Source organism: Shimia aestuarii (genome assembly GCF_900114635.1).
GTDB classification, from domain to species: Bacteria; Pseudomonadota; Alphaproteobacteria; order Rhodobacterales; family Rhodobacteraceae; genus Shimia; species Shimia aestuarii.
This window is the reverse complement of record NZ_FOTQ01000006.1, coordinates 138,346-159,043: the sequence shown is the minus strand read 5'-3', so window position 1 is coordinate 159,043 and position 20,698 is coordinate 138,346. Positions and strand designations below refer to the sequence as shown.

At 52.8% G+C, this 20,698-nt stretch carries 13 protein-coding genes and 1 pseudogene; 1 reads left to right on the top strand and 13 read right to left on the bottom strand.

Going from position 1 to position 20,698, the window contains the following annotated elements; all coding sequences use genetic code 11:
* Nucleotides 1–22: 22 nt before the first annotated feature.
* The 12 genes and pseudogenes from BMZ35_RS14675 to BMZ35_RS14625 all read right to left on the bottom strand — a co-directional run bounded on the left by BMZ35_RS14675 (nucleotide 23) and on the right by BMZ35_RS14625 (nucleotide 15,674).
* A complete protein-coding gene (locus BMZ35_RS14675; RefSeq protein ID WP_093094615.1) occupies nucleotides 23–709 on the bottom strand; it encodes an ATP-grasp domain-containing protein in 687 nt (228 codons plus the stop codon).
* Nucleotides 710–1,185: 476 nt separating this feature from the next.
* The gene (locus BMZ35_RS14670) at nucleotides 1,186–1,917 is read right to left on the bottom strand and encodes an ATP-grasp fold amidoligase family protein (RefSeq protein ID WP_165610096.1); all 732 of its coding nucleotides are present in this window, start codon (nucleotides 1,915–1,917) and stop codon (nucleotides 1,186–1,188) included.
* A gap of 298 nt (nucleotides 1,918–2,215) precedes the next feature.
* Entirely contained in the window at nucleotides 2,216–4,072 is a 1,857-nt protein-coding gene (locus BMZ35_RS14665) for an ABC transporter ATP-binding protein (RefSeq protein WP_093094613.1), read from the bottom strand.
* 160 nt (nucleotides 4,073–4,232) lie between these two features.
* Nucleotides 4,233–5,015, bottom strand: a complete 783-nt coding sequence (locus tag BMZ35_RS14660; protein ID WP_093094612.1) for a YdcF family protein — start codon at nucleotides 5,013–5,015, stop codon at nucleotides 4,233–4,235.
* 208 nt (nucleotides 5,016–5,223) lie between these two features.
* Nucleotides 5,224–6,366 carry a glycosyltransferase family 4 protein gene (locus tag BMZ35_RS14655; protein ID WP_207502983.1) on the bottom strand — a complete coding sequence of 381 codons (1,143 nt, stop codon included), beginning with the start codon at nucleotides 6,364–6,366 and terminating at the stop codon, nucleotides 5,224–5,226.
* Nucleotides 6,366–6,758 (bottom strand): MarR family EPS-associated transcriptional regulator, encoded by a 393-nt coding sequence (locus BMZ35_RS14650; RefSeq protein WP_093094611.1) that lies wholly within the window; start codon nucleotides 6,756–6,758, stop codon nucleotides 6,366–6,368. Before BMZ35_RS14650 ends, BMZ35_RS14655 begins: the two co-directional genes overlap by 1 nt.
* A 425-nt stretch (nucleotides 6,759–7,183) precedes the next feature.
* Complete coding sequence (tviB, locus tag BMZ35_RS14645) at nucleotides 7,184–8,461, bottom strand: Vi polysaccharide biosynthesis UDP-N-acetylglucosamine C-6 dehydrogenase TviB (RefSeq protein ID WP_093094610.1); 1,278 nt, start codon at nucleotides 8,459–8,461, stop codon at nucleotides 7,184–7,186.
* A gap of 1 nt (nucleotide 8,462) precedes the next feature.
* A complete protein-coding gene (locus BMZ35_RS14640) occupies nucleotides 8,463–9,476 on the bottom strand; it encodes an NAD-dependent epimerase/dehydratase family protein (protein WP_093094711.1) in 1,014 nt (337 codons plus the stop codon).
* Nucleotides 9,477–9,833: 357 nt separating this feature from the next.
* Nucleotides 9,834–10,004 (bottom strand): annotated as a pseudogene (locus tag BMZ35_RS20610) (IS3 family transposase); the annotation flags it as partial.
* Nucleotides 10,005–10,381: 377 nt separating this feature from the next.
* Nucleotides 10,382–11,488 (bottom strand): EpsG family protein, encoded by a 1,107-nt coding sequence (locus BMZ35_RS14635; protein ID WP_093094609.1) that lies wholly within the window; start codon nucleotides 11,486–11,488, stop codon nucleotides 10,382–10,384.
* Between the two features lie 177 nt (nucleotides 11,489–11,665).
* Nucleotides 11,666–14,116: a tetratricopeptide repeat protein gene (locus BMZ35_RS14630; protein WP_242654813.1), complete on the bottom strand. Its 2,451-nt coding sequence runs from the start codon at nucleotides 14,114–14,116 to the stop codon at nucleotides 11,666–11,668.
* A 427-nt stretch (nucleotides 14,117–14,543) separates the two neighbouring features.
* Nucleotides 14,544–15,674 (bottom strand): polysaccharide biosynthesis/export family protein, encoded by a 1,131-nt coding sequence (locus BMZ35_RS14625; RefSeq protein ID WP_093094608.1) that lies wholly within the window; start codon nucleotides 15,672–15,674, stop codon nucleotides 14,544–14,546.
* Between the two features lie 571 nt (nucleotides 15,675–16,245).
* On the opposite strand from BMZ35_RS14625, the gene BMZ35_RS14620 reads away from it, so the two are divergent.
* Nucleotides 16,246–17,817, top strand: a complete 1,572-nt coding sequence (locus tag BMZ35_RS14620; RefSeq protein ID WP_093094607.1) for a hypothetical protein — start codon at nucleotides 16,246–16,248, stop codon at nucleotides 17,815–17,817.
* A 222-nt stretch (nucleotides 17,818–18,039) separates the two neighbouring features.
* On the opposite strand, the gene BMZ35_RS14615 is transcribed toward BMZ35_RS14620, so the two are convergent.
* On the bottom strand, nucleotides 18,040–20,688 hold the full coding sequence (locus tag BMZ35_RS14615) for an aminotransferase class III-fold pyridoxal phosphate-dependent enzyme (protein ID WP_165610095.1): 2,649 nt from the start codon (nucleotides 20,686–20,688) through the stop codon (nucleotides 18,040–18,042).
* Between the last annotated feature and the right edge of the window lie 10 nt (nucleotides 20,689–20,698).

Here is a 20,698-nt window from a genome sequence, read left to right as displayed (position 1 = left end):
CAAAGGTTCTTCTGATCCTCATCTAATCGCTCTCAGATCTATACCGTGAATACTTTTCTATATTGAATGTCTGTGAAAAAAACTCGCCCATCATTTTCACAGCAGCTACTTCATCAGCACGTGAAATTTTCCTAGGTGGCCCAAAGGGTGTCCTATTCACATCCACAACATAGATCTTACCATCGACGCGGTCGCGAAGGACGTCCACCTCACCGTAATCCAAGCCCACCTTTCTACAAAGCTCTCCAACTAAGTCAATTTCAGCTTGTGCAAAGTATGAAAGGGTGCGCTCCAGATATACGCCAGTATCGACGTTCTTAAACCGCTTGTCAGTAAGCCGGGTTCTCCTGTAAAATTGAGGCAATATCTCTCCGATAAAAATCAACCTGAGATCTTCAATTTCCTCATCGTTGATCCTGTTGTCGATCAGGCGTTGATACACGTAGCCTTCTTCAACTTTTGTTGGTTTCTCAATGACAATACCGTCGTGCGCGGCGTTCCTTAATGACTTCCTAACATAGGGAGTTTCGGTCGCCTTTGGATTCACGAGAATCCGATACCCAAATACATTTTCAAAGGCGGCTGATATGAAATCCTTATCTATATTCAAGCATCGCCCGTTAATTGCCTCCGGAATTGGGTTTTCGTAAGGAGATGCACGATCAGGCCAGAAAAATACTGGCCGATTTTGCCCTTCGGATTCCTTCATTCGCCAACCTCTTACGCAACATATCTTGAAAATGGCAGCACGAACAGATTGGGGTAGGTAGGGGTAGAAATACAAAGTCCCAGTTTTCCGCGTGCGAAAATATATCCACCGGTATCTCCAATTTAGGGGGATATCCTTGATATCTCGGCGATTCAATCGCCTAAGATTTCTAACCGAAAGCGGGATTATCCGCTTTAGAAGTTCCCGAGTGCTCATTCTCTTCTCCCTGCGTTAAGACCGCGACGCAGCGGCTATTCAGGACAAAGATCCAAATTGAACGCGCAGATCTCAGTCCGTTTTGTCTAAATGATATATCCACTGGCGGCCACAGCACCAATTATCGTGATGCCACACCGAAAAGGGTCCTGCGTTCACGGTGGCACTGGACTCGTCAATCCCAAGGACGGAAATTTTCGAAATGAACACACCGGATCAAAAAAGGGTGGCGCGGCGCTCCGAAACAAGACCTGTAATCCTTACGGAATGTAATTATCTCCCACCCGCTCGATGAGCCGCGCCTGCGCCTCCTCCCACATCTCTCCTAGTTTTCTGTCCCATTCTGGAGTGAATATCTGAAGATATGTGTGTTTCCATAGACTTCCTGGTGCAAATGTTACCTCTCCAAGGCTTGGACCTCTCTTTGACTCATAAAGGTCCACCCTTACAAAGGGCGTATTAATACTCAGCGAAACCGCCCTGGCTGCGTTAACAAGTGCCTCAAAGTCGTTGGGAGGAGGCAAAGCCGAATTGTACTCCAAACTGTACTTGTCTATTTTTCCTAAATCCTGGCCTTTTGATGACCACATTTTGTAGCATTTTTGGGGGTTCCTTAAGTCCATTTGCCGGATAAAGCCAATTTCCCCAAAGAAGGCAAAAACTTTCCAATCCACGGATGGAAGGCCATCTATTCCGATAAGCTCTTCTGCAATTAGAGGACAGCCTTCGAACCTCGAAAGCCCTGCTGAATGCAAGCTGTTCAAGTCAGGCGGATAACTTTTTTTTGAGACGATATCAAATAGCAACCCATCTCTCTTCTCCAGTAAAAACACCCCGTTTGAACCCGAACCAACAATTGGTTTGATAACAAATCTGTTGGGCAAAGCATTGAGTTCAAATTCTGAAAGACTGGTAAATGGACCTTGGTATATTTCAGCAGTGTAAACGCCAGCCTTTTGGGCAACTGCTTTTTGACCAATTTTCGTAGCCATTTCGCGAATGGGTTCATCGCCGATGCCTCGCAATCGACGCACTCGATCAGCCAGTCGTTTCCGCTCTGCCAACTTTACGTAGAAGCTCGGCTGCGGAATGTTGCGGCGCCTGTGTTCCTCTTGATACCGGATCAAGCGGTCTCTGAATCTGTCTGTCAATGCCACGTTCGTCAATGCAGTCTCCAAATAAGTGTGTTTCCAATGAGCTCAACGAAGTTTTCCATCGCTCGCATTGAGAATAGCCTAATAGGACCTGACGGCCCACTCATTTGCACATAACCGATCACCGCGATGCCACTTAGGAATGTCCCTCGGCATGAATCAGCTTTCGGAATATTGCGTTATCAGCCTCCAAACACTCCCAAGTATCGAAACCTGCGACACGACCATCATCCAGTACAAGAATCCGATCACAGCCGCGCACCGTGCTGAGACGGTGTGCGATCAGCATTACGGTCTTTTCACCAGGCAACCCATCTGTGGCCGCCATCACTTCTTTTTCTGTCACATTGTCGAGCGCAGAGGTCGCTTCGTCGAATACAATCAAATCGGCATCGCGATAGAGCGCGCGCGCGATCCCAATCCGCTGACGCTGCCCACCCGATAATCGCAACCCACGCTCACCAATCAGTGTGTCATAGCCCTGCGGCAAGTCGCTTTTTACGAATGCATCTAGTTGCGCAAGCCGAGCTGCCGCCTCGACCCGAGAGCGATCAATCTTTCTGGGCGGGAGACCGAAGGCAATATTCTCTGCCACGCTGGCATCAAGCAGGTATATGTCCTGCGGAACATAGCCCACTGTGCGGCGCCAGGCAGGCAGGCGGCCTTCGGTAACAGGTCTACCGTCGACTCGAAGTTCGCCAGTCTCCGGCCTTAGGAGACCCAGCAATACGTCTGCCAACGTGGTTTTTCCCGCACCGCTGGTCCCCACAACCCCGATCCGCTCGCCGGCGCGAACCTTCAGAGACACTCCTTCCAACCCCGCGTGCTCAGCATTGGGATACCGATAGCCTATCTTGTCCAACACTAATTCGCTGCGGAAAGGCAGCAATTCTCCCCCGTCCTCTTCACCGCTTGGGTCATCCGAACCAACACGCATCCCTTCATACACGGCGTCAACTGCGGCGCGTCCATACCGCAACAGGCCGACATTTGAAAACAGACGGCTAAGTTCGGGCATTAATCGTTGCGCAGCAAGGCCAAGGACGCCCAGAGTCGGCACTAGATTTTTGATTTCTCCGGCAGGATCGGCTGCGTCGGGATCCAGCATCAGCATGCACATCAGAATTACCCCTGAGAACATTATTGTCTGAATCAAATAGGGTGGAAGTTGGGTCAGTACATTCTTATCGACATTGGAATGGGCCATCCTCAATGAATGCCTGTCAAAGCGTGATAGGAACACATGTTCACTATCCAGAAGTTTGATGTCCTTGATCCCGGTTAGTGCCTCTCCAGCTACTTTGAACCGTTCTTTGTTGGCAGCATTTCGGTCATTTCCCAGTTTGCTCAGACGTCGACTGCTCAAAAGAAGCGCCAGGACAAACGCAGAGCCTAAAATCGCTATCGCAAGAAACGCAATGATAGGATCAACCCAGATGACAACCGAGAGAACCATCACCAACGTGAACACGGCAGAGATGACTTCTGTAGCCGGGCGCAGGAAAAACTGCACAACCTGTGTACTTTCCTGCAGGATCCGAGAGCTCAAGTCGCTTGAATTGGAGGCTAAAAAGAACTCGTAGGGCTGATGCAAATAATGCGCCAGCAGACGGTGGCTGATGCTATGGTTTCGCATCATTGTGTATCTAGACACCACATAGACGCGCAGCATCTGCATTGCGTTGGCCAACACGATCATCGCAATGCTGGCTACACCAAGCGCAATAATAAACTGATACTGCGAAGAGAAGCTGAACCTCTCATATGCCCAAGCCAACTGCGAATTACTCACAATGCGCGAAGGATCCGACAAAACTGTGAGAAATGGCAGGATCGACCCGACCATCACGGCAGCGCTAATCGCGGAAAGGATGACAACCCCTAATACAAGCCAAGCCGCGCGACGCTCCCGTGAATCCAGCAGCGAGATGCCGCGTCGCCAAAGCGAGAAATCGAAACCGCGACCTGAAAACCTATTCGATGGCCCGCTCATGTGAGATCCCTTGATCTTGAAATTTCCATTCGCCTCAGCAGATTGCTCAATTGCCTTGCCCCCAACATCCACACGCCTCAGCAACCAACTTCTAATGCAGGAAGAAGCGACTTCCCGCGCGCATATCTATCGTTGCACGTTGCATGGACGTTGCACGCCTTCATCGCCCAGCCAAGGAATAGGCAGCTCGTCCGGCCCATTCTCTCAGAGCCAAATTCGTCACACCCAAATTCCGACTGAAATTCCAACCGAGCCCATCACGCCAGCGCCGTGTCCGGAAATCTACGGGGAACGGAGCGATCTCATGCCAGCCAGCCGCTTTGAAACTGGCTACGGCGCGCGGCATGTGAAAAGCGCTTGTTATCAGAACCCATCTGTCACCCTTCTTCGGCTTCACCAGAGCATGGCTCAGACGAGCATTCTCAGCGGTGTTCCGAGACTGGTTCTCAAAAAGAATGCGTTGCTTCGCAATTCCATGTGTCCGGAATACCTCTGTTGCGATGTCCGCTTCCGAAACATCGTTATCGACCATGTCTCTCAGCCGACCACTCCCACCTGCAAAAAGCAGGCGCGCTTCAGGGTAGCTTTTTGCGAGCGCTATGGCAGCAACATAGCGATCTCCGCCCTCCCCGAGTTGCGGCTGCCCCGATCGCCGACTGGCCGGTACGTCCTCTCCTCCGCCGAGTACTACGATCCCATTCACCCTGCTCAAGTCCTCTCTGACGGGAAATCTTGTCTCGAGCGGATGTAAAAGGACATCTCCGATTGGAAGAAGTCCAATCCCGAGGATCAACAAAGCCAATAAGGCCGACGCGAACTGCGCAATCCGTAACCGGCCGCGCAGACTCGCCCAGAAAGCCAACACGGCTAGGCCTAGAAACCATGTCTCCAGCTGAAGAACCATTCCAAGCAATTTTGAGACAACAAAAAAGGCCGTATCCATGGTCAGAAGCCGAATTAAGGAGTCGGCGATAACAACTTTATCTTATCGAAGGAAAATGGCCGCGCCCCGTCCTGAATTTGCCGAGAGGTGCACACGCAGTGCGCTGTTAGTCGCGAAAGTTGACCTTTCCCACGCAACAACAAACCGTCGCGCCTTGCACCGCCGGAGCACTGCATTCTGATTTGTTTCTTTCTTCTTGACTGCCCTATCACGCTGCCACATCGGTTGTCTTGCGTGCCAGATCTTGGAGCGCGCGGCGATAGGCATCGACGACAATGCTCTGGGCAAACTCGTTCTCCATTTTCTGACGCCCGGCGCACCCCAATGCCACGCGCGCCTCATGCGAAAGAGCGATAAACGACTCACAGGCAGCTGCCAGACTCTCGGCACTTCGTACCTCGCAAAGAAAGCCAGTGATTCCATCGTCCACCACCGCACGACACCCCGGAACATCGGTCGAGATGAGTGGGCGGGCCATGGCGGCTGCCTCGATAAGTGTCCGCGGAGCCCCCTCTCGATAGGAAGGCAGCACAACGCAATGCGCCTTCTCAATCATTGGCCGGACATCCTCCACCGTTCCGAGGTACTCGATCACACCTTCTCGCTCCCAGCCCTCAACGGTTGCCCTATCTATTGCGGTCCGGTTCTCGGCGTCCGTCGCGCCAAGGATTTGGAAGCGCGCCTGGCTATGAACCGATTTCAACCGGCGCGCTGCGTCGACGTATTCCAGAACCCCCTTGTCGCGAAGCAGCCGAGCAATCATCAGGAAGACCGGCGCGCCGTGCTCCAATGGGTATGGGGCCGCCGCGAACCGGTCGAGGTCGATACCCGAACCTGGCAGGCACCTCGCTTGATCTACCGCCACGAGGCCGCGCTCAACAAACAGGCTCCGATCATCCTCATTCTGAAAGAAGATGACCGGGAGATTCCGGAACGCTCGTTTGTACAGCGTGACCGCCACCATTTCGAGGATTCCCCGCGAAAGAAAAGCCGTACCCAGCCCAGTCACATTGGGAATAAAGGCGATTTTTTCGGATTTGGCAGCAATCGCACCGAAAATGTTGTTCTTAATTGTGAAACTCAGTACCGCGTCGGGCCGAAGCTCTCGAAAATGCTGGCGCAAGCGCATCAAAAGCTTGAAATCTTGAAGGGGATTAAGCCCCTTAACATCCATCTCAAGATGGCGGACGGCACAACCCAGAGCTTCAAGCCTCGGCGCAGAGTCGTCCCTCGGCGCAAGGATTGTCACTTTGTGCCCGTCAGCGATCAACGCCTCCACCAGCGGCCTCCGGAAGTTCCAAATATTCCAGGCGGCATTAACGGAAAAAAGGATGTTCATACGTGCAGCCATCACTTGCGAGACCCAAGCCCACTTCGCGCTGCAGAAGCCGGAGCCATGTCGGCCCCCAATTCCAACTCATTTTGCAGGCTCTCGATTTCGGCTTTCAACGCATCGTATTCTTTCAGTTTGCGCTGAAGAAACCGGCTTGTAAGGATCGTTTTTTCCGCGACGCCTTTTGGCGTCAAGACATAGGCGTAGCGAAGCTTCTTATTTGAATCCCGAAAGTTTCGAACCTTTAGTTGCCCTTTGTCCATAAGAGCTTTGAGACAGTAGTTTACGGCACCCAGACTGACGCCCAACTCGTGAGCCAGCGCGCGCTGGCTCGTATTAGGATTACTAGCAAGCAATCGCATAATGCGAAAACGCACATCTTTTTGCAGTTGCTCTCTTTGTGAGGACATGAAGTGACGGTCGTATCAGGTAAAAGCTACCGCAGCGAGACTGGCGATAGCACCAACTCGAGATATCAATACGGTGACACTCAGACGATTTTGAATGCCTAAGTTCATAACTGAACGATGATCACAATTCATTTAGGAATTCCAGTAAATTATGCTCATTTCTGACTACTGAGACAAAACAGTCTGTTTCGCCTGCCAGAGTACGGCACATACAAGTAACACTGTCTCCAATCGCAAAGCTTTCACAACACTCGAGCCACCAAAAAAGACCGCATATTTGATCTCCTCCAGAGAACAAAAGGCGGACGTAATGACGACGCGATTACAACTTGTTTAACATGAAAAGTGCTGACTACGGTTCCTCCAGATAAGAGGAGGCCGGTATCGCGGAAGCGTTGTCGCTGTTGGCCTGGACCTCTCTGACGTCAAAGCCGAAGATCGCTGTCAGCGGCTGGCAGGACATGTTTCAAATCATAAAGCACACAGCCCGGTCGGCCGAATTTGCGAAGGCCGTCTGCCCCGGCGTCCCGAAATTGCTTGTGGGCCACTGCCAGTAGAATACCGTCGTAAGAAGACAGTTCGGGGCGAGAAACCATCTTGATGTTGAACTCGTCCAGTGCTTCTTTCGGATCAACCCAAGGATCATGCACATCGATTTCCACGCCAAACTCTTCGAGTTCCTTGATAGCATCGATCACGCGCGTATTTCTCAAATCCGGGCAGTTTTCTTTGAATGTCAAACCGAGGACTAAAACCCTAGCCCCCCGGATCTGAACTTGTCGGTGGATCAGCGCCTTGACCATTTGGTTGGCGACATAGGCGCCCATCCCGTCATTCAGGCGGCGGCCGGCCAAGATAATCTGCGGGTAATACCCAATCTCCTCAGCCTTGTGAGTGAGGTAATAGGGGTCGACTCCGATGCAGTGACCGCCGACAAGCCCCGGGCGGAATGGTAGAAAATTCCATTTGGTTCCGGCCGCCTCCAAAACCGCTTCGGTATCAATGTTCAATTTGTTGAAGATGATCGCCAGTTCATTCATCAAACCGATGTTTAGATCGCGCTGCGTGTTCTCGATTACTTTCGCCGCTTCAGCCACCCGAATGCTCTCTGCCTTGTGAGTACCCGCGGGAATGATCGAAGCGTACAGCGCATCTATTCTTTCAGCCGCCTCTAAAGTCGATCCAGATGTCACCTTTACAATATTTGGCAGCCGCCGCTCGGTGTCTCCGGGGTTAATTCGTTCCGGTGAGTAACCCACGACAAAGTCCTCATTAAAGCGAAGACCGGATGCGGCTTCCAAGATCGGCACACAGACCTCTTCGGTCGCACCAGGATATACCGTCGACTCGTAGATGACCGTGTCACCCGGCTTCAACATGCTACCAACTGTCTGCGATGCTCGGTGCAACGGTGTCAGATCAGGCCTATTCGAACTGTCGATAGGTGTAGGCACGGTCACAATGAATATTGTGCAGTCCTTGAGATGCTCTGCTTCACCGGATGCCGTCAAGTAGATCGCATCGCGAAGTTCGCCTTCCGAAACTTCCTTGGTTCTATCCTGCCCATTGTTGATTTCCGTGACACGAGCCGGGTTAATGTCAAAGCCCACCGTTTCGAACTTCTTTCCGAATTCCACGGCGAGGGGCAGCCCAACGTATCCGAGGCCGATTACAGCGAGTTTTGGATTCTCGGATAGTTTCATATCATTTGTCATAATATTCTCTGAACCATTTCACAAAGGTCGCAATACCATCCCTGATATCGGTCTCTGGGCAGTAGCCGGTCAAACGCTGTAGAAGCTCAGCATTGGCCCATGTCGCGGGTACATCACCCGGTTGGATATCCATATAGTTTCGGATCGCCTTGACGCCGAGTTCCCTCTCGATTGCATCCACGAAATCCAATAGCCGGACTTTTTCCGAGTTGCCGATGTTAACAATACGGAACGGAGCCACAGGCGACAGACTATCGCCTTCATTTACATCCTCCCCTTCAATGGGCCGCTTCGGAGGAGTGTCAATCAACAACCTGATTCCGTGAACAAGATCATCAACGTATGTAAAGTCCCGGTACATGTCGCCGTGGTTGTAGATATCAATAGGCCGGCGATCAAGGATAGCATCCACAAACTTGAAAAGAGCCAAATCCGGGCGGCCCCATGGCCCATAGACGGTAAAAAAGCGGAACATCGTCGTAGGCAATGCCCATAGATGCGCGTATGAATGCGCCATGCTCTCATTCGCCTTTTTCGTGGCCGCATAGATCGTGAGTTGCGTATCTGCTTTGTCTGTTTCTCGAAACGGCATCTCCTCGTTGGCGCCATAAACCGAAGAAGTCGATGCCATCAATAGGTGCTGGACCTTAAGCTTGCGAGCTGCCTCCATAACATTGAAGGTTCCGATGACGTTGCTGTCTAAATAAGCACGCGGATTTTCAAGGGAGTACCTTACTCCAGCTTGCGCCGCGAGATGCACAATCACATCAGGTTTGAACTCCTCCGCGACAGACCAAAACAGAGCTTCATCCTCAAGCATGCCTTCGGTTGTCGAAAACCTTTCATTCTGCAAAAGCATCGCGTGACGCTTTTGCTTGAGCTTCACGTCATAGTAATCCGTCATCCCGTCATACCCGTGAACCCGGAAGCCTTCCGCCAGCAATAGCTTCGCCAAGTGAAACCCAATGAAGCCGGCAGTACCCGTGATCAAAACACGCGTCATAAACATTATTCCTTTGTCATGTCACTCGTTGCATCTTTTCGAGCCGGCAGTCTGCTTGCCAAGGCAATGCTTGACTGCGATTGCCCGCAAGACGTCGACGCTATCTCGCCACTGTCAAATGGAGAGTTTGTTTTTTCAAGTCACGGCAGACAATAAAATCGACACCGCGCTCGAAAGGATGGCTCACCCATCCGCCCCATGGCTACCGCACCGAACCTCACGATAGCGAACCGGTAGAAAAGCTTCAAAACACGAAGACTTTCTTCAATTTCGAACTGTTATCAACCGTAAATGCACTCAGGAAGCAAATATTCCCAATTTCACATCAGTTTTGGCTGAGCTTCTCCAAGTTTCCTGGACGCCTGCCTGGTTCAGCTTCTGCTGTCTCAATTCGAAGTCAACGGGCGACAGCATGCCGTTGCTTGTGTGCTTGCGTTTCGCGTTGTCGAACAACTCGATGTATTCAAACACGTCTTCCCTTGCAGCTTCTCTGGTCGGATAAGCATCGCGTTGTCGAACTCTGGTTCGGCCAGCAGTTTCTTCTGCTTCGCGTTCTCGGCTTCCAGAGCAGGCAGCTTCTTGGCATCCGACGGCTCAATGCGTCCATACTTCGATCTGCATTTGTAGAAAGTGCCATGGCTGATCCTCTCGCAATACCCTGACGGGCAATGCATCGCACCCCCACACGTCCGCCCCTACTCGACAGCTTCCTGTTCCTTGATCATCCGAATGATCTGTTCATCGGCGAATCCCGCCTTCATTTGACCGTCCTTCAGTTGGGCCCACTCAAAAAAAAATCAGGAGGAGATTCAGGGGATCAGGTCAAGACGCCAGCGATCCGCCTTACGCGGCTCAATGCAAGTTTCTTTGACAGTGCCCGCCTTCTTTTTATGACGACGGACACGTCACCTTTGCATGTCATACGCCTCCTGAATGTCGAGCGGCGGGAACATGCGATAAGGTAGCCACCAATGAGAGAAATTTGCAAAGTTAAGCCAGACAAATAGTGCAGCGGTATAAAATAAGATAATCAAAAAAATTATTGTTTGCTTATGAATTTGCATGCGGGCCAATGAATCCGGGAGGCTAGAAAAGACAAATACCTGCAATGGGATAAAATAAAGGTTCATTCTGTCAAGCGCCGTCGAGGGAATGATTTTTGAGATAACTGCGACAAGAGAAATAATCGAAAAAAATGACATTATGGAGTAAATCTGGCGCTGCCCCCTTGGGATATTCATTCGTTTCCTGAGCGCCAGAAACAAGAGGGCGGGTATGGTGTTCATAAGTATTCTTACTAATGCGCCATCTGATTGCATCTTCTGCGTCAGATATTGCTCAGTAAGATTATCTGTTTTCCCTTCCAGAAGTGCCGTGAACATGAGAAAGGCGACGACAAGAATTACGGGGACATTTCGCAGTTCCCGAAAGTTCAGAGTAAGCAAAGGAATACAGACAAGAATGACGGCGCTGCGATGAAATGTAGCGCCAAGGAATATCCAAAATACAAACCAAAGCAGGCGTTTTCGGGATAGCGCAACGAGTCCAATCATAGCAAACCCAAGGGCCACACCTTGGCGGGAATATCCCATAGAAACGACAATCGTCATGTAAGGGATAGCCACAGTGAGTGCCAACCACGGTCTCGGCATCGAGAGTGAGTAAATTACCAGCCCCAATGAGAACACAAAGCCGCAAAAGAGGTTTACGCCAACTATGCCTAAACCCATATTTACGCTGATGATGTTAATAATTTTGTAAGACGGGTCAGGTTGGCGAATGGCCTCCGCAAAAGTAAGAAATTCGGCTTCAAACAAATCCCTGAAATAATTGAACCAATCACCGCCGACGCGGTCACGAAGACCGATCATCAACGCAAGTGTGATCATGACCAGAAACCAAACCGCGCTGATTTTTATGGTGCGCGTACCATCTTCTCTAACACTTTGAACAGGCTTGGAAACAAAGCTTGCAATCGCTGGTATCAGAAAGAGTATCCAGTATGGCCACATCTTTTTCTACTTTTTTCCCGTCGTTGAATTTGGAAATTTCATCCGAGGTTAGGCCAGATTGCCCAGAGGCTCAGCCTTTTACGAGGCCGAATTTTTCCGTTGCTTCGCCGACCGATCCTTCCCGTGGACGTGATGCATACCGACATGGATTGACGCTTCGCTAAGTTCAGCTGAGTCTCAATTCTCGGAAGAGCCGTCGTTTTTCAAGCTTTGCACCAAGGTTCTGGCCTCTTCGATCTGTGGACTTGTATTGGCCGGGCCGGCGATCTCGACTGCCTTGCGAAATTGCTCAAGAGCATCCTTAGGACGATCCAGAGCCATCAAAACTTGGCCCAGGTGGAATTGAACAATTGCATCACGAGGAAGCCCTTGCGCGGCGGCTTCAAGGTAAGGCAGCGCATCGGCGCTGTCGCCGCGTCTGTGAAGAATCCAGCCGTAGGTGTCCTTCAGTGCCGGGGCGTCGGCGTCACGCAGCCGCCGACCGATAATCCAGGCTTGTTCCAAGCTGGCGTCGTCGTCACGATAAGTGGCGAGCAAGCTTGCCAGATTGTTGGCCACGACAATTGAGTTTGAATTGATCTCGTATAGGGTTTGGTAGATTGCGATAGCCCCATCAATATCACCATCTTGCTCAGCAAAAGAGGCCTTGGACCAGAGAAGGTCCGGGTTGTTGGGAGTGTGGACCAGACCCTCGTCAATCATGGCCTTGGCCGCTTCACGATTTCCCTTTAGCTGCTGCACCCTGGATAATTCACGCCAAATCCCTGGCCGAGCTGGGTCAGAGTCGAGCAACTCGCGATACAGAGCCTCGGCTTCGGACAGATTTCCATTCGCTACATGAACAACTGCGAGGACAACGTCCAACGTCTCGTTGTCCGGGATTTCCTGTTTCAACCCGAGAGCGAGATCAAGGGCGTCAGCAACATCACCGGCTCTGAGTTTGGCGCGAACCAAGTAGATCTTTGTGGTGAGCGTCGCGTCGGTATTACTCGCCAAGTCCTCGAGGAATGACATGGCCTCACCAATACCCTGCTGTCGGGCCAAGCGCCGAGCCTCAATAGTGTTGGCGGCTTGGATTGCCGCATCTTCGCCAGTGCGCCGCAAGGCGCCCACGACACTTTGAACGCGGCCGAAATCTTCCACCTGCAGATATAGCCCGCCCAAAGTGACCAAAATATCGACGTTGGAAGGCGCGAGACGCAGTGCCGACAGCAAAATATCTTCTGCAGGGAGGTAGGCTTCCTCTTGCATCAATAGTTGGGCGTAGCGAAGGGATTCTTTCGGCGCATTTCCGGATGCTTCTACTGCTTGGGCCAAGAAGTCCTTGGCCAACTCCGGCTGCCCCGCGCGCGCGAAAGCACCGGCCAACAAGGTCATCGCCTCGGCATCTCGCGGTGACTGATCCAAAGCGGTTCGAAGGCCAAGAATGGCCGCGTCGGTGTCGTCGGCGTTGATCTGCCAGAATGCCTTTAGCTTGAGTGCCTCAGGATGCGTCTTGGATTCTGCCAATACCTCTTCAACACGGGTGCGGGCGCCAACCTCGTTGCCTGTGGCGAGCAGCATTTTCGCCAGGGTGATCTTGATGTCATGAGTCTGTTTTGAGGGTTCGGCCTCTGCCAAAACCGTTTGAAGCGTCTCGATTGCTTCCGCATGGTTTCCCTGAGTGAAGTCGAATTGTGCTCTTATGACATGAAAGGGGACTGGATCAGAACGTTCAGCGATAGCTTTTTCAATTTCCGCCTGCACGACTTCTGGCTCGCGAAACTCGCTAAGGAAGCGGATCAGATCAAGTGTCGGGCCGGTTTCTTCTGGCGCGGAATTGTTGGAAAAGTCCCGCAAAATTGCTTCGGCCGAGTCCAAGTCGTTTCGTGAAACATAGAAGCGAATGAGTGTATCTTTGTGCGCTGGTTCATCCGGGAAAATTTCCATCATTTCGATGAGTTGCGCTTCCAGTGCAGCCATGTCGCCAAGCGTTGCCAATAGCCGCAAGCGCTCTTGGTAATATTGGCTATTTGTCGGATCGTGAGCGATCAACCAATCAGTTTCGGCCAGCGCTCGGGTGAAATCTTGCTCTCTAATTGCATGATCAATGAGAACGTTGCGCAACAGACTATTTTCAGGTTGCTCGCCGAGCATTGCATCAGCTTGGCGCCCAAATTCTCGCCGCTCTGCAGGCTTGTTACTTTCGATGGCTGCGCGATACTTGCGCACCAAGGAAATGGCCTTCACTCGGGGCATCTCTGGCGCCAGTTTCTCAGCCTGAGCTCCGTGCCGATCCAATTCATCCCAATTGCTGACTAGGAAGGCCAACTCGGCTAGTACAATCCGGCTCTCCAGATCTTCTGGATACTTCTCTGCCAGGAAGAGATACTGTCGATACGCGCCCCTGCGGTTCCCTCGTTCGAGTTGAAGCTGAGCCATGGCGCGGCGCGCAGCTTTGTGGCTGCTATTGAGGTCAAAGACGTTTCGCAATTGAACGATAGCGCGGTCAGTGTCACCTTCTTCTATCAATGCAATAGCGCTCTGAAAGTGTTCCTCTGCTCTTTCCTCCGCTGATTTACAGGCGGAAAGTGAGATGGTGCATACTAACAGAAGGATCGCGGGAGAAATTTGGCTTCGAATGCGCACAGTAAAACCTCAGTATGAGTTGTTCAGTTCAACATATTTCTTTTTTCTGATCATGACGGCAACAAAAAGACGATCTTACGCTGAATTTTCGCCCTTGCACATGGCTCGCTCCTGTCTGGCTCGATTCCGCGCGCGCTCGATGCTCCATTTTGCCATCTGACGGGATCTTTTGTCGTTCTCAGTGTCCGGAAAAAGCTGAAACATTTGGTGCGTTCTCCAGCTCTTACCAATGGCGGTCGCAATTGGACCGCCGTTTTCGCTCTTTTCTTGAAAAAAGTTAGAGTAACTTGGTCCGATGTCGTCTGATCGTAGGGCTTTATTCAGCCAACCTGAGATTGATGCGGCGTTTGTCGCCCGGACGTTAGGCCTCTAGCATGAAGCTGCTTCCCGCTTCCCCTTATCAAACAAAGGAAACCGGGAAGCGCGGTTAGAAACCAGCAGCTTGGAACGTGGCCGCAACTCGTGTCGTTCCGGTAATCGCGTCAAGTGTCTTGGTCCACTGCGTAAACGGCGCTTCGGTTACGTAAATAGTGTCGCCGTCTCGAATGTCGAACGCTTGCGCGAGCGGCAGGCCTGCAGGCTCAGTGAGGTTAATCACGTAGACAACAGTTTGATTGCCGGCGAGGTCATGTCGACCGAGCACTTTGTTGGTCATTTGTGGCCCTTGCTCTCGGATCACAAAAAAACCAGTCGGATTGGCAGTTCTGCCGTCCAGGCCACCCACCTGCGCGACCGCTTCAAGCGCCGAAAGCTCTCGTTTTTCGAAAGGCACGTTCGCCTGTTTTGATGTTGCACCAAGGACCGTGAACATGCGTGGGTCCCGTTCCACTACGACACGGTCGCCAGCCTGCAATGCAATGTCATAGGCTGGATTGTCGTAGATGTCCTCAAACCATATTTCGCCTTTGGTTTGGTTCCGCAAAACGATAACTCTCGTGGTTTCTGGCGTTGCGGCAATACCACCAGCGTTTGCGAGCATCTCCATCAACCTGCGGTTGGAGCGCTGAAGCGGATAGACCCCTTGCGAGGCAATGCCGTCTCCGAGCACAGAGACTGTCGCATCGTCGCCAGCTGCGCGCCGAACCAAAACCTGCGGCTCTGGTGTCAGGGTGCTCAGCTTGGAGGTGATCAGCGTACGCAGCCGCTCAGGTGAATTGTCAATGGCTCGGATGCGGCCAGCATAAGGTATGAAAATGAAACCATCTTCGTCCACCTGCAGGGACTCAAGAGACGAAACCCCCGCGCCCCCTCGGCTGAGTACGCCGTCATCGACATTTTCAAAAATGCTGACTGATAGCGTGTCGCCGGGACGAATTCGATCAGCTGAATGGTTTTGGGCCCGGGTCAAGCTTGAGGGAAATCCGCTTACAGGAGTAACTGCGACCGCTTTGGTAATACGCCTGTCCACAAAAACGACGTGTGTATCCGTAGTTGGGTTTTCCTGGAGGCTAAGAATTTCTTGATTGTTGGGGCCGGGCCGCGGGATGCCGCAAGCGCCGAGTGTTGCTACCATCGTAGCAATAATCAGGTGCTTCGAAATGCGGGGCATGCGTTTCATATGCACTTCCATTTTATGACATCCGATCATTCTGGTTTACGCATCCGGCGCGTTTCGTCAAGAATTCGCCCGCTGCGCCGCGAGTCTCAAGTTAAACATAGTTGTGAGCAATTTGGCGCCATTTTGGCAATTGCCGCGCAGTCGGATTTTTGGATGTGTTGCACATAGGAATCAATTGGCGACCAAATTTAGAGGTTCTGAAAGCAATGCGAGGCACATTCATTCGGCAACCATCGGCTCTGGAACAAGCCCGTCGACGATCTGAAGTCTTGCCTGTGCCGCACCAGTGGCTCATCGTGGATGGCACGCTCCTTGGACACGGAATGTGCAACGATGGGAAGGTCCGACGCGCGGAGGTCGGGTTTAGCTGGAAGTGTTTAACGCCTTGCACGTCGCGAATGATTGCACCCAGTCAAGCAATGCCGCTTGCCGCCTTTTGCGACCTGGGCGTTCGGTGCGGTGGAAGAATTGAAACACGTAAGCCAAGGTTTTTGGAACGCAGCCTCAAATGCGGCCTCACGATGGACACAGGCCAATGGACACAAGCTGGGGATTTTGCCAAGCTTAAGGTATGATTTCTCTGCTCAAAGCGCTGCAGCTTATCTTTTTCAGTTTCTTTTTGCCCCTGGTAGCTCAGGCCGCTGAAGTAGTTTTGACAGAGAGAGAAGTCGTTCAGTTTCGCCCTGGGGTTTGGCTGGCATCAGGACTGGAGCTCCCGGCTTCTGGCGCGAAACTGCCAATCGTAGCAGACGACCACACCGATGAAGGTGCACGGTTGTTGAGAATTATTGCGAGTCGAAGTGAAATAAGTGGACTTGCGGGGGTGCTATATGACAACCGCGATCGTGGTCACTCTTCTCTGGATCCGAACCTTTACCCCAGACTAACCTTTCTGAAGTACAGTTCCGAATTTTCTGATGCCGGACTCGACGTTGGCCTCGCCGGTCGCATTTTTCTCCCGGCGGTGGTTTTGGGGAATTCATCTACTGCGGTCAGGACGGGGGCTGCGCCGCGTAGCCTGCCCCGTCTGGCAATGACCAGTGCTTTTTGGCGCGCAGTCACGCCGACTCTGTATGAAAACAATTGTATCTATGTCTATCCTGAGCACCGCGATCACGATGCTGAGGACCGCTATCCTGTAAACTGGCCATACATGATTATCAGTCAGGGGTCATCTGGCTCGGACAAGCGGTTTCTTCACGCCGTAGCGATGACGTTGGCGGCTCTGCCAAGCGACACTTTTGAATTCCTGCGAAAAGAACGTCTTGTTGCCCCCACTGTTCAGATGATCTTGCGCCGCAATTTGCAGAATGTTGCGACCCGAGAAGATTACCTTTCAGGCAAGGCACATCCGACTGTGTTCGAAGGTCGACTTGTTCAAACGGGCAGAATGGTGGCTCAGGCTGCGAGTTTGCAACCTGACGACATTCCGCCACTGGTTCGGTTGCGGGTCGTCGACGAGGAATTTTCTGAAGCCGGGGGGCTGGCCGGACTGGAGGAGCGCCTTGTAAACACGCCCTCCGCAATCGGGCGAATTTGGCGGAGTTTTGCCTGGGAGCGAGAGTTGCTCGTTACCGCAGAAGATACATCCGAACCAAATGATCGGCCTCTAACCTTTGAGTGGCGGTTGTTGCGAGGCGATCCGCAGCGCGTCTGGATTGAACCTCAAGGAGGGAATGGAGCCACAGCCAAAATTCGAGTTGCGTGGCACGATCCCTGGACCGAACCTGTTCCCGGCAAGAAAAAGAAACAGAAACTGCGCCAGTTTTCGCGGGTGGATATCGGAGTTTTCGCGAATAACGGCAAACTCGATAGCGCCCCAGCAATTATCTCTATTGATTTCCCCGAACATCAAGTTCGGAGATATGAAGCCGTCGATCAGGCTGAGAAGCGGCTTGTCTCCATCGATTACGATGCAAAAGTGCGAGGTGCATACTTGGACCCGCTACTCTTTTGGTCGGCTGATTGGACAGACACAGCGCGTTACGCCGCAGATGGCAAGCTGTTGGGGTGGGAGCGTCAGAACACAGGGGATACAAGCGCTAGCTTTGTTCCTCATGACGAGGAAAACCAATCTCGCTTCTACGAGATCAATCGTGGCGACGCGCGAATGCCGACTCTTCGTCGCAAGGAGAAGCCATGAAATTCAACGAGGCGTCGTTAGGCGGAGCGTGATTTTGCCGGGGCCAAAAGCCCATCAATGTCCCTTGATTGGTTGCGGCGACAGAGAGAGCTGCCCAGTTTTCGCACCTCTGCCGCCTTTCGAGACCTTCAGTCTTGCAAGAAATCACCAAGCGCATGTTGGTTCGCTTGAGGAAGGCTTCCGAAATGCCGCTTTGAGAGCAGGCATTTCGAAGAGGTTGACTTACTCGGCAGCCTTCAAACTTGCATAAACCATTTGAGAGTTGTCGGGGGTCTGACGCTGCATCGCTGCTATTGCCACACGTTCATAGTCCGCTTCCTCCAGATACTCTCCGTACCATTGCGGTTCGGCCGGCTCGAAACCGTGTCGACGCGCCATCTCGGAAATTCGGTCCGCATCGCTGAGGTCCAGATCCCGTCCGAGGCTGTAATCGTTCGTCTCACCCTCAAGAGCCAGAAGCATCGTTTCGCCAAGGCAACCCCAGCAGAGATCATCCGGAAGGTTCTGGAAGGGGCCGAGGTTTACGGAAAACGGGGGTTTGACAAGGCCACCATCGAACACGAGCACGCCTTTGTCTGACAGATCTGCGTATTCAACATTGGCGGGCCGCGCCACGTCACATACGATTGTCCCCGGGCGAAGTTTCGTCGGATCAAGTACTGCGACGTCTGCACTGGTCGCGACCAGCACCAAGTCCGCCGTTTCAAGCGCGCCTTCCAGATCGGTAGTCGCGGCAATTGGGACTGCCCGACCATTTTCAGCGCAGGCTTGTGCGAATGCTTTTGCAACGCCTTTTTCCATTGCCGTGCCTTGCGGAGGAAGCAAGTCACGTACACTGGAGCTCAGTCCACCGGCTCTCAGGGGCGGGCTCTCCTTGGACAGAGTAAATACAACTTCGTCAGCGACCCGGTCCAGGAAGTGATGGGCCTGTCTGTTGTTGGCATTGCCTACCAGAGTCAAACGGTCTGCTCGACGCGCAAGCATCAGACTTGCCAACCGGCCGATCGCGCCGGTGGCGCCGATCACGACGACATGCGCGCTAGCTGGGTCAATTCCAACGCGCCGTGCGACACGTTCAAGAGCAGTCACGCCGGATACCGTGGTAAGAGTGTTGCCGCTGGTAACGGGCACACCGCGGCCTGCAACCGCGGCGCCACCATTGGTCACGATAGACGTGAAGGCGCCGAGACCAAGACGACTTGCTCCGAAGCCAGCCGCCATATCGGCTGCTGTCTGAATCATGTTGCGCGCATTTTTGCGGCCTTTGCCCATCATGTCCGTCGGCAAAAGCGGTACAGACATGATCATGCCTTCCGCTTTTGTTCCTGCACGAGAGGTTCCTCCGGCGACCGGCCAAGCGAAGCCCGGACCAACCCGCTTGACCCACTCGAGCCAAGTGGCGCGTTCTTCCGAGGTGAAGCGGGCGAAAGAAGGGTCGGACCGCAGGATATCTTCTTCCTGAGTGTAGTGGATAAGGAAGCAGAAACGCCCGGGTTCGGCCTCTGGCACATTCCTCGCTGGCCCCTGCTGGGGCAACAACGGCGCGGAAGCGGCCAGTATTTCGCGACGCTCTGGCGTCACGAGGTGCAACATCAGCGCGCGGTAGTCGCCTCGATCAAGCAAGTCACAGACGATATTCAGCGCTTTGACACACTTGTCGATGTCTGCCCAACCAGCGACAAGCGGCGGCTGCAGGCGCATCACGTTGGCATCATTGAAAACCGGAGCCGTCAAGACACCTTCAACATTCAGGAGGTAGGAACTGAGAAGCCCGATGAATCCTCCGTTCAGTCCGCAAAATGCCATGGATGCGGAATCGCCCCGTTCGTATGGTTTGCGAAATTCAATACCGCGCATGAAGCCGCGCCCGCGCACGTCTGCCAGAACTCCGGGATAACGCTTTTTGAGTGATTCAAGGCAGTTTTCAAAATAGCGGCCCTTGAGTTCGATGTCCTTGATCAACGCGCGGTCGTCCTTCAGGAGAAGATCGAGCGTGGCATTTGCCGCGGCGCATGCAAGGTTGTTGTTCGCAAAGGTCGAGCTGTGCAGGAAGCCGAAGCGGTCGTCCCAGACTTCCGGCCGGACAACAACAGCAGAAATTGGCATCAAACCACCGCCCAATGCCTTGCCGAGAAGCAGCATATCTGGCGCTTCTGCGCAGTCTTCACACGCGAAGAGTTTGCCTGTTCGACCAAGGCCTGTTTGGATTTCGTCAACAATGCTTAGCACGCCATACTTGCGGCAGAGTGCGATGACACCATCGAGATAAGCCTCATCGGACGGGCAGACTACGCCGCCTTCGCCCTGGATTGGTTCGACAATGAATGCCGCGATGCTGTCTGCGTCGGCGGCGAGCTTGGTCTCAAGCGCTTCGAGCGCGCCAAATGCGATGTACTCAAAGCCGCGGGCTGGTCCGCCGAAGTCATTCTGGTACATGGGTTTGCCAGTCGCAGAAAGGGCGCCCATTGTTTTGCCGTGAAACCCATTGCGGGTCGAGAGAATGGTGTCTCGTCCAGTGCGCGCGCGGGCAAGCTTGATTGCCGCCTCGACCGCTTCAGCACCCGAGTTCGCCAATGACACGACGCTGAGATCATGAGGGGTAATGTCTGCCAACCTGTCGGCCAGGCGCTCTGCTTCAAGGGCGCGCAGCGGTTGCACCATGACCGGAGCCATTTGAGCCCCCTGGCCGTTCAGGGCCTCCCAGACTTCCGGAGGGTTGTGTCCAAATGGCAATGCACCGTACTGTGCAAGAAAATCCAAAAACTCACGACCATCAGCGTCATATAGCCGACAGCCATCGCCGCGTACCAGCTCAAGATCCAAGCCGAAAGTTTCAAGTAGGTTCGCGCGTGTTGGGTTGAGACTTGACATCCTGCCCTCC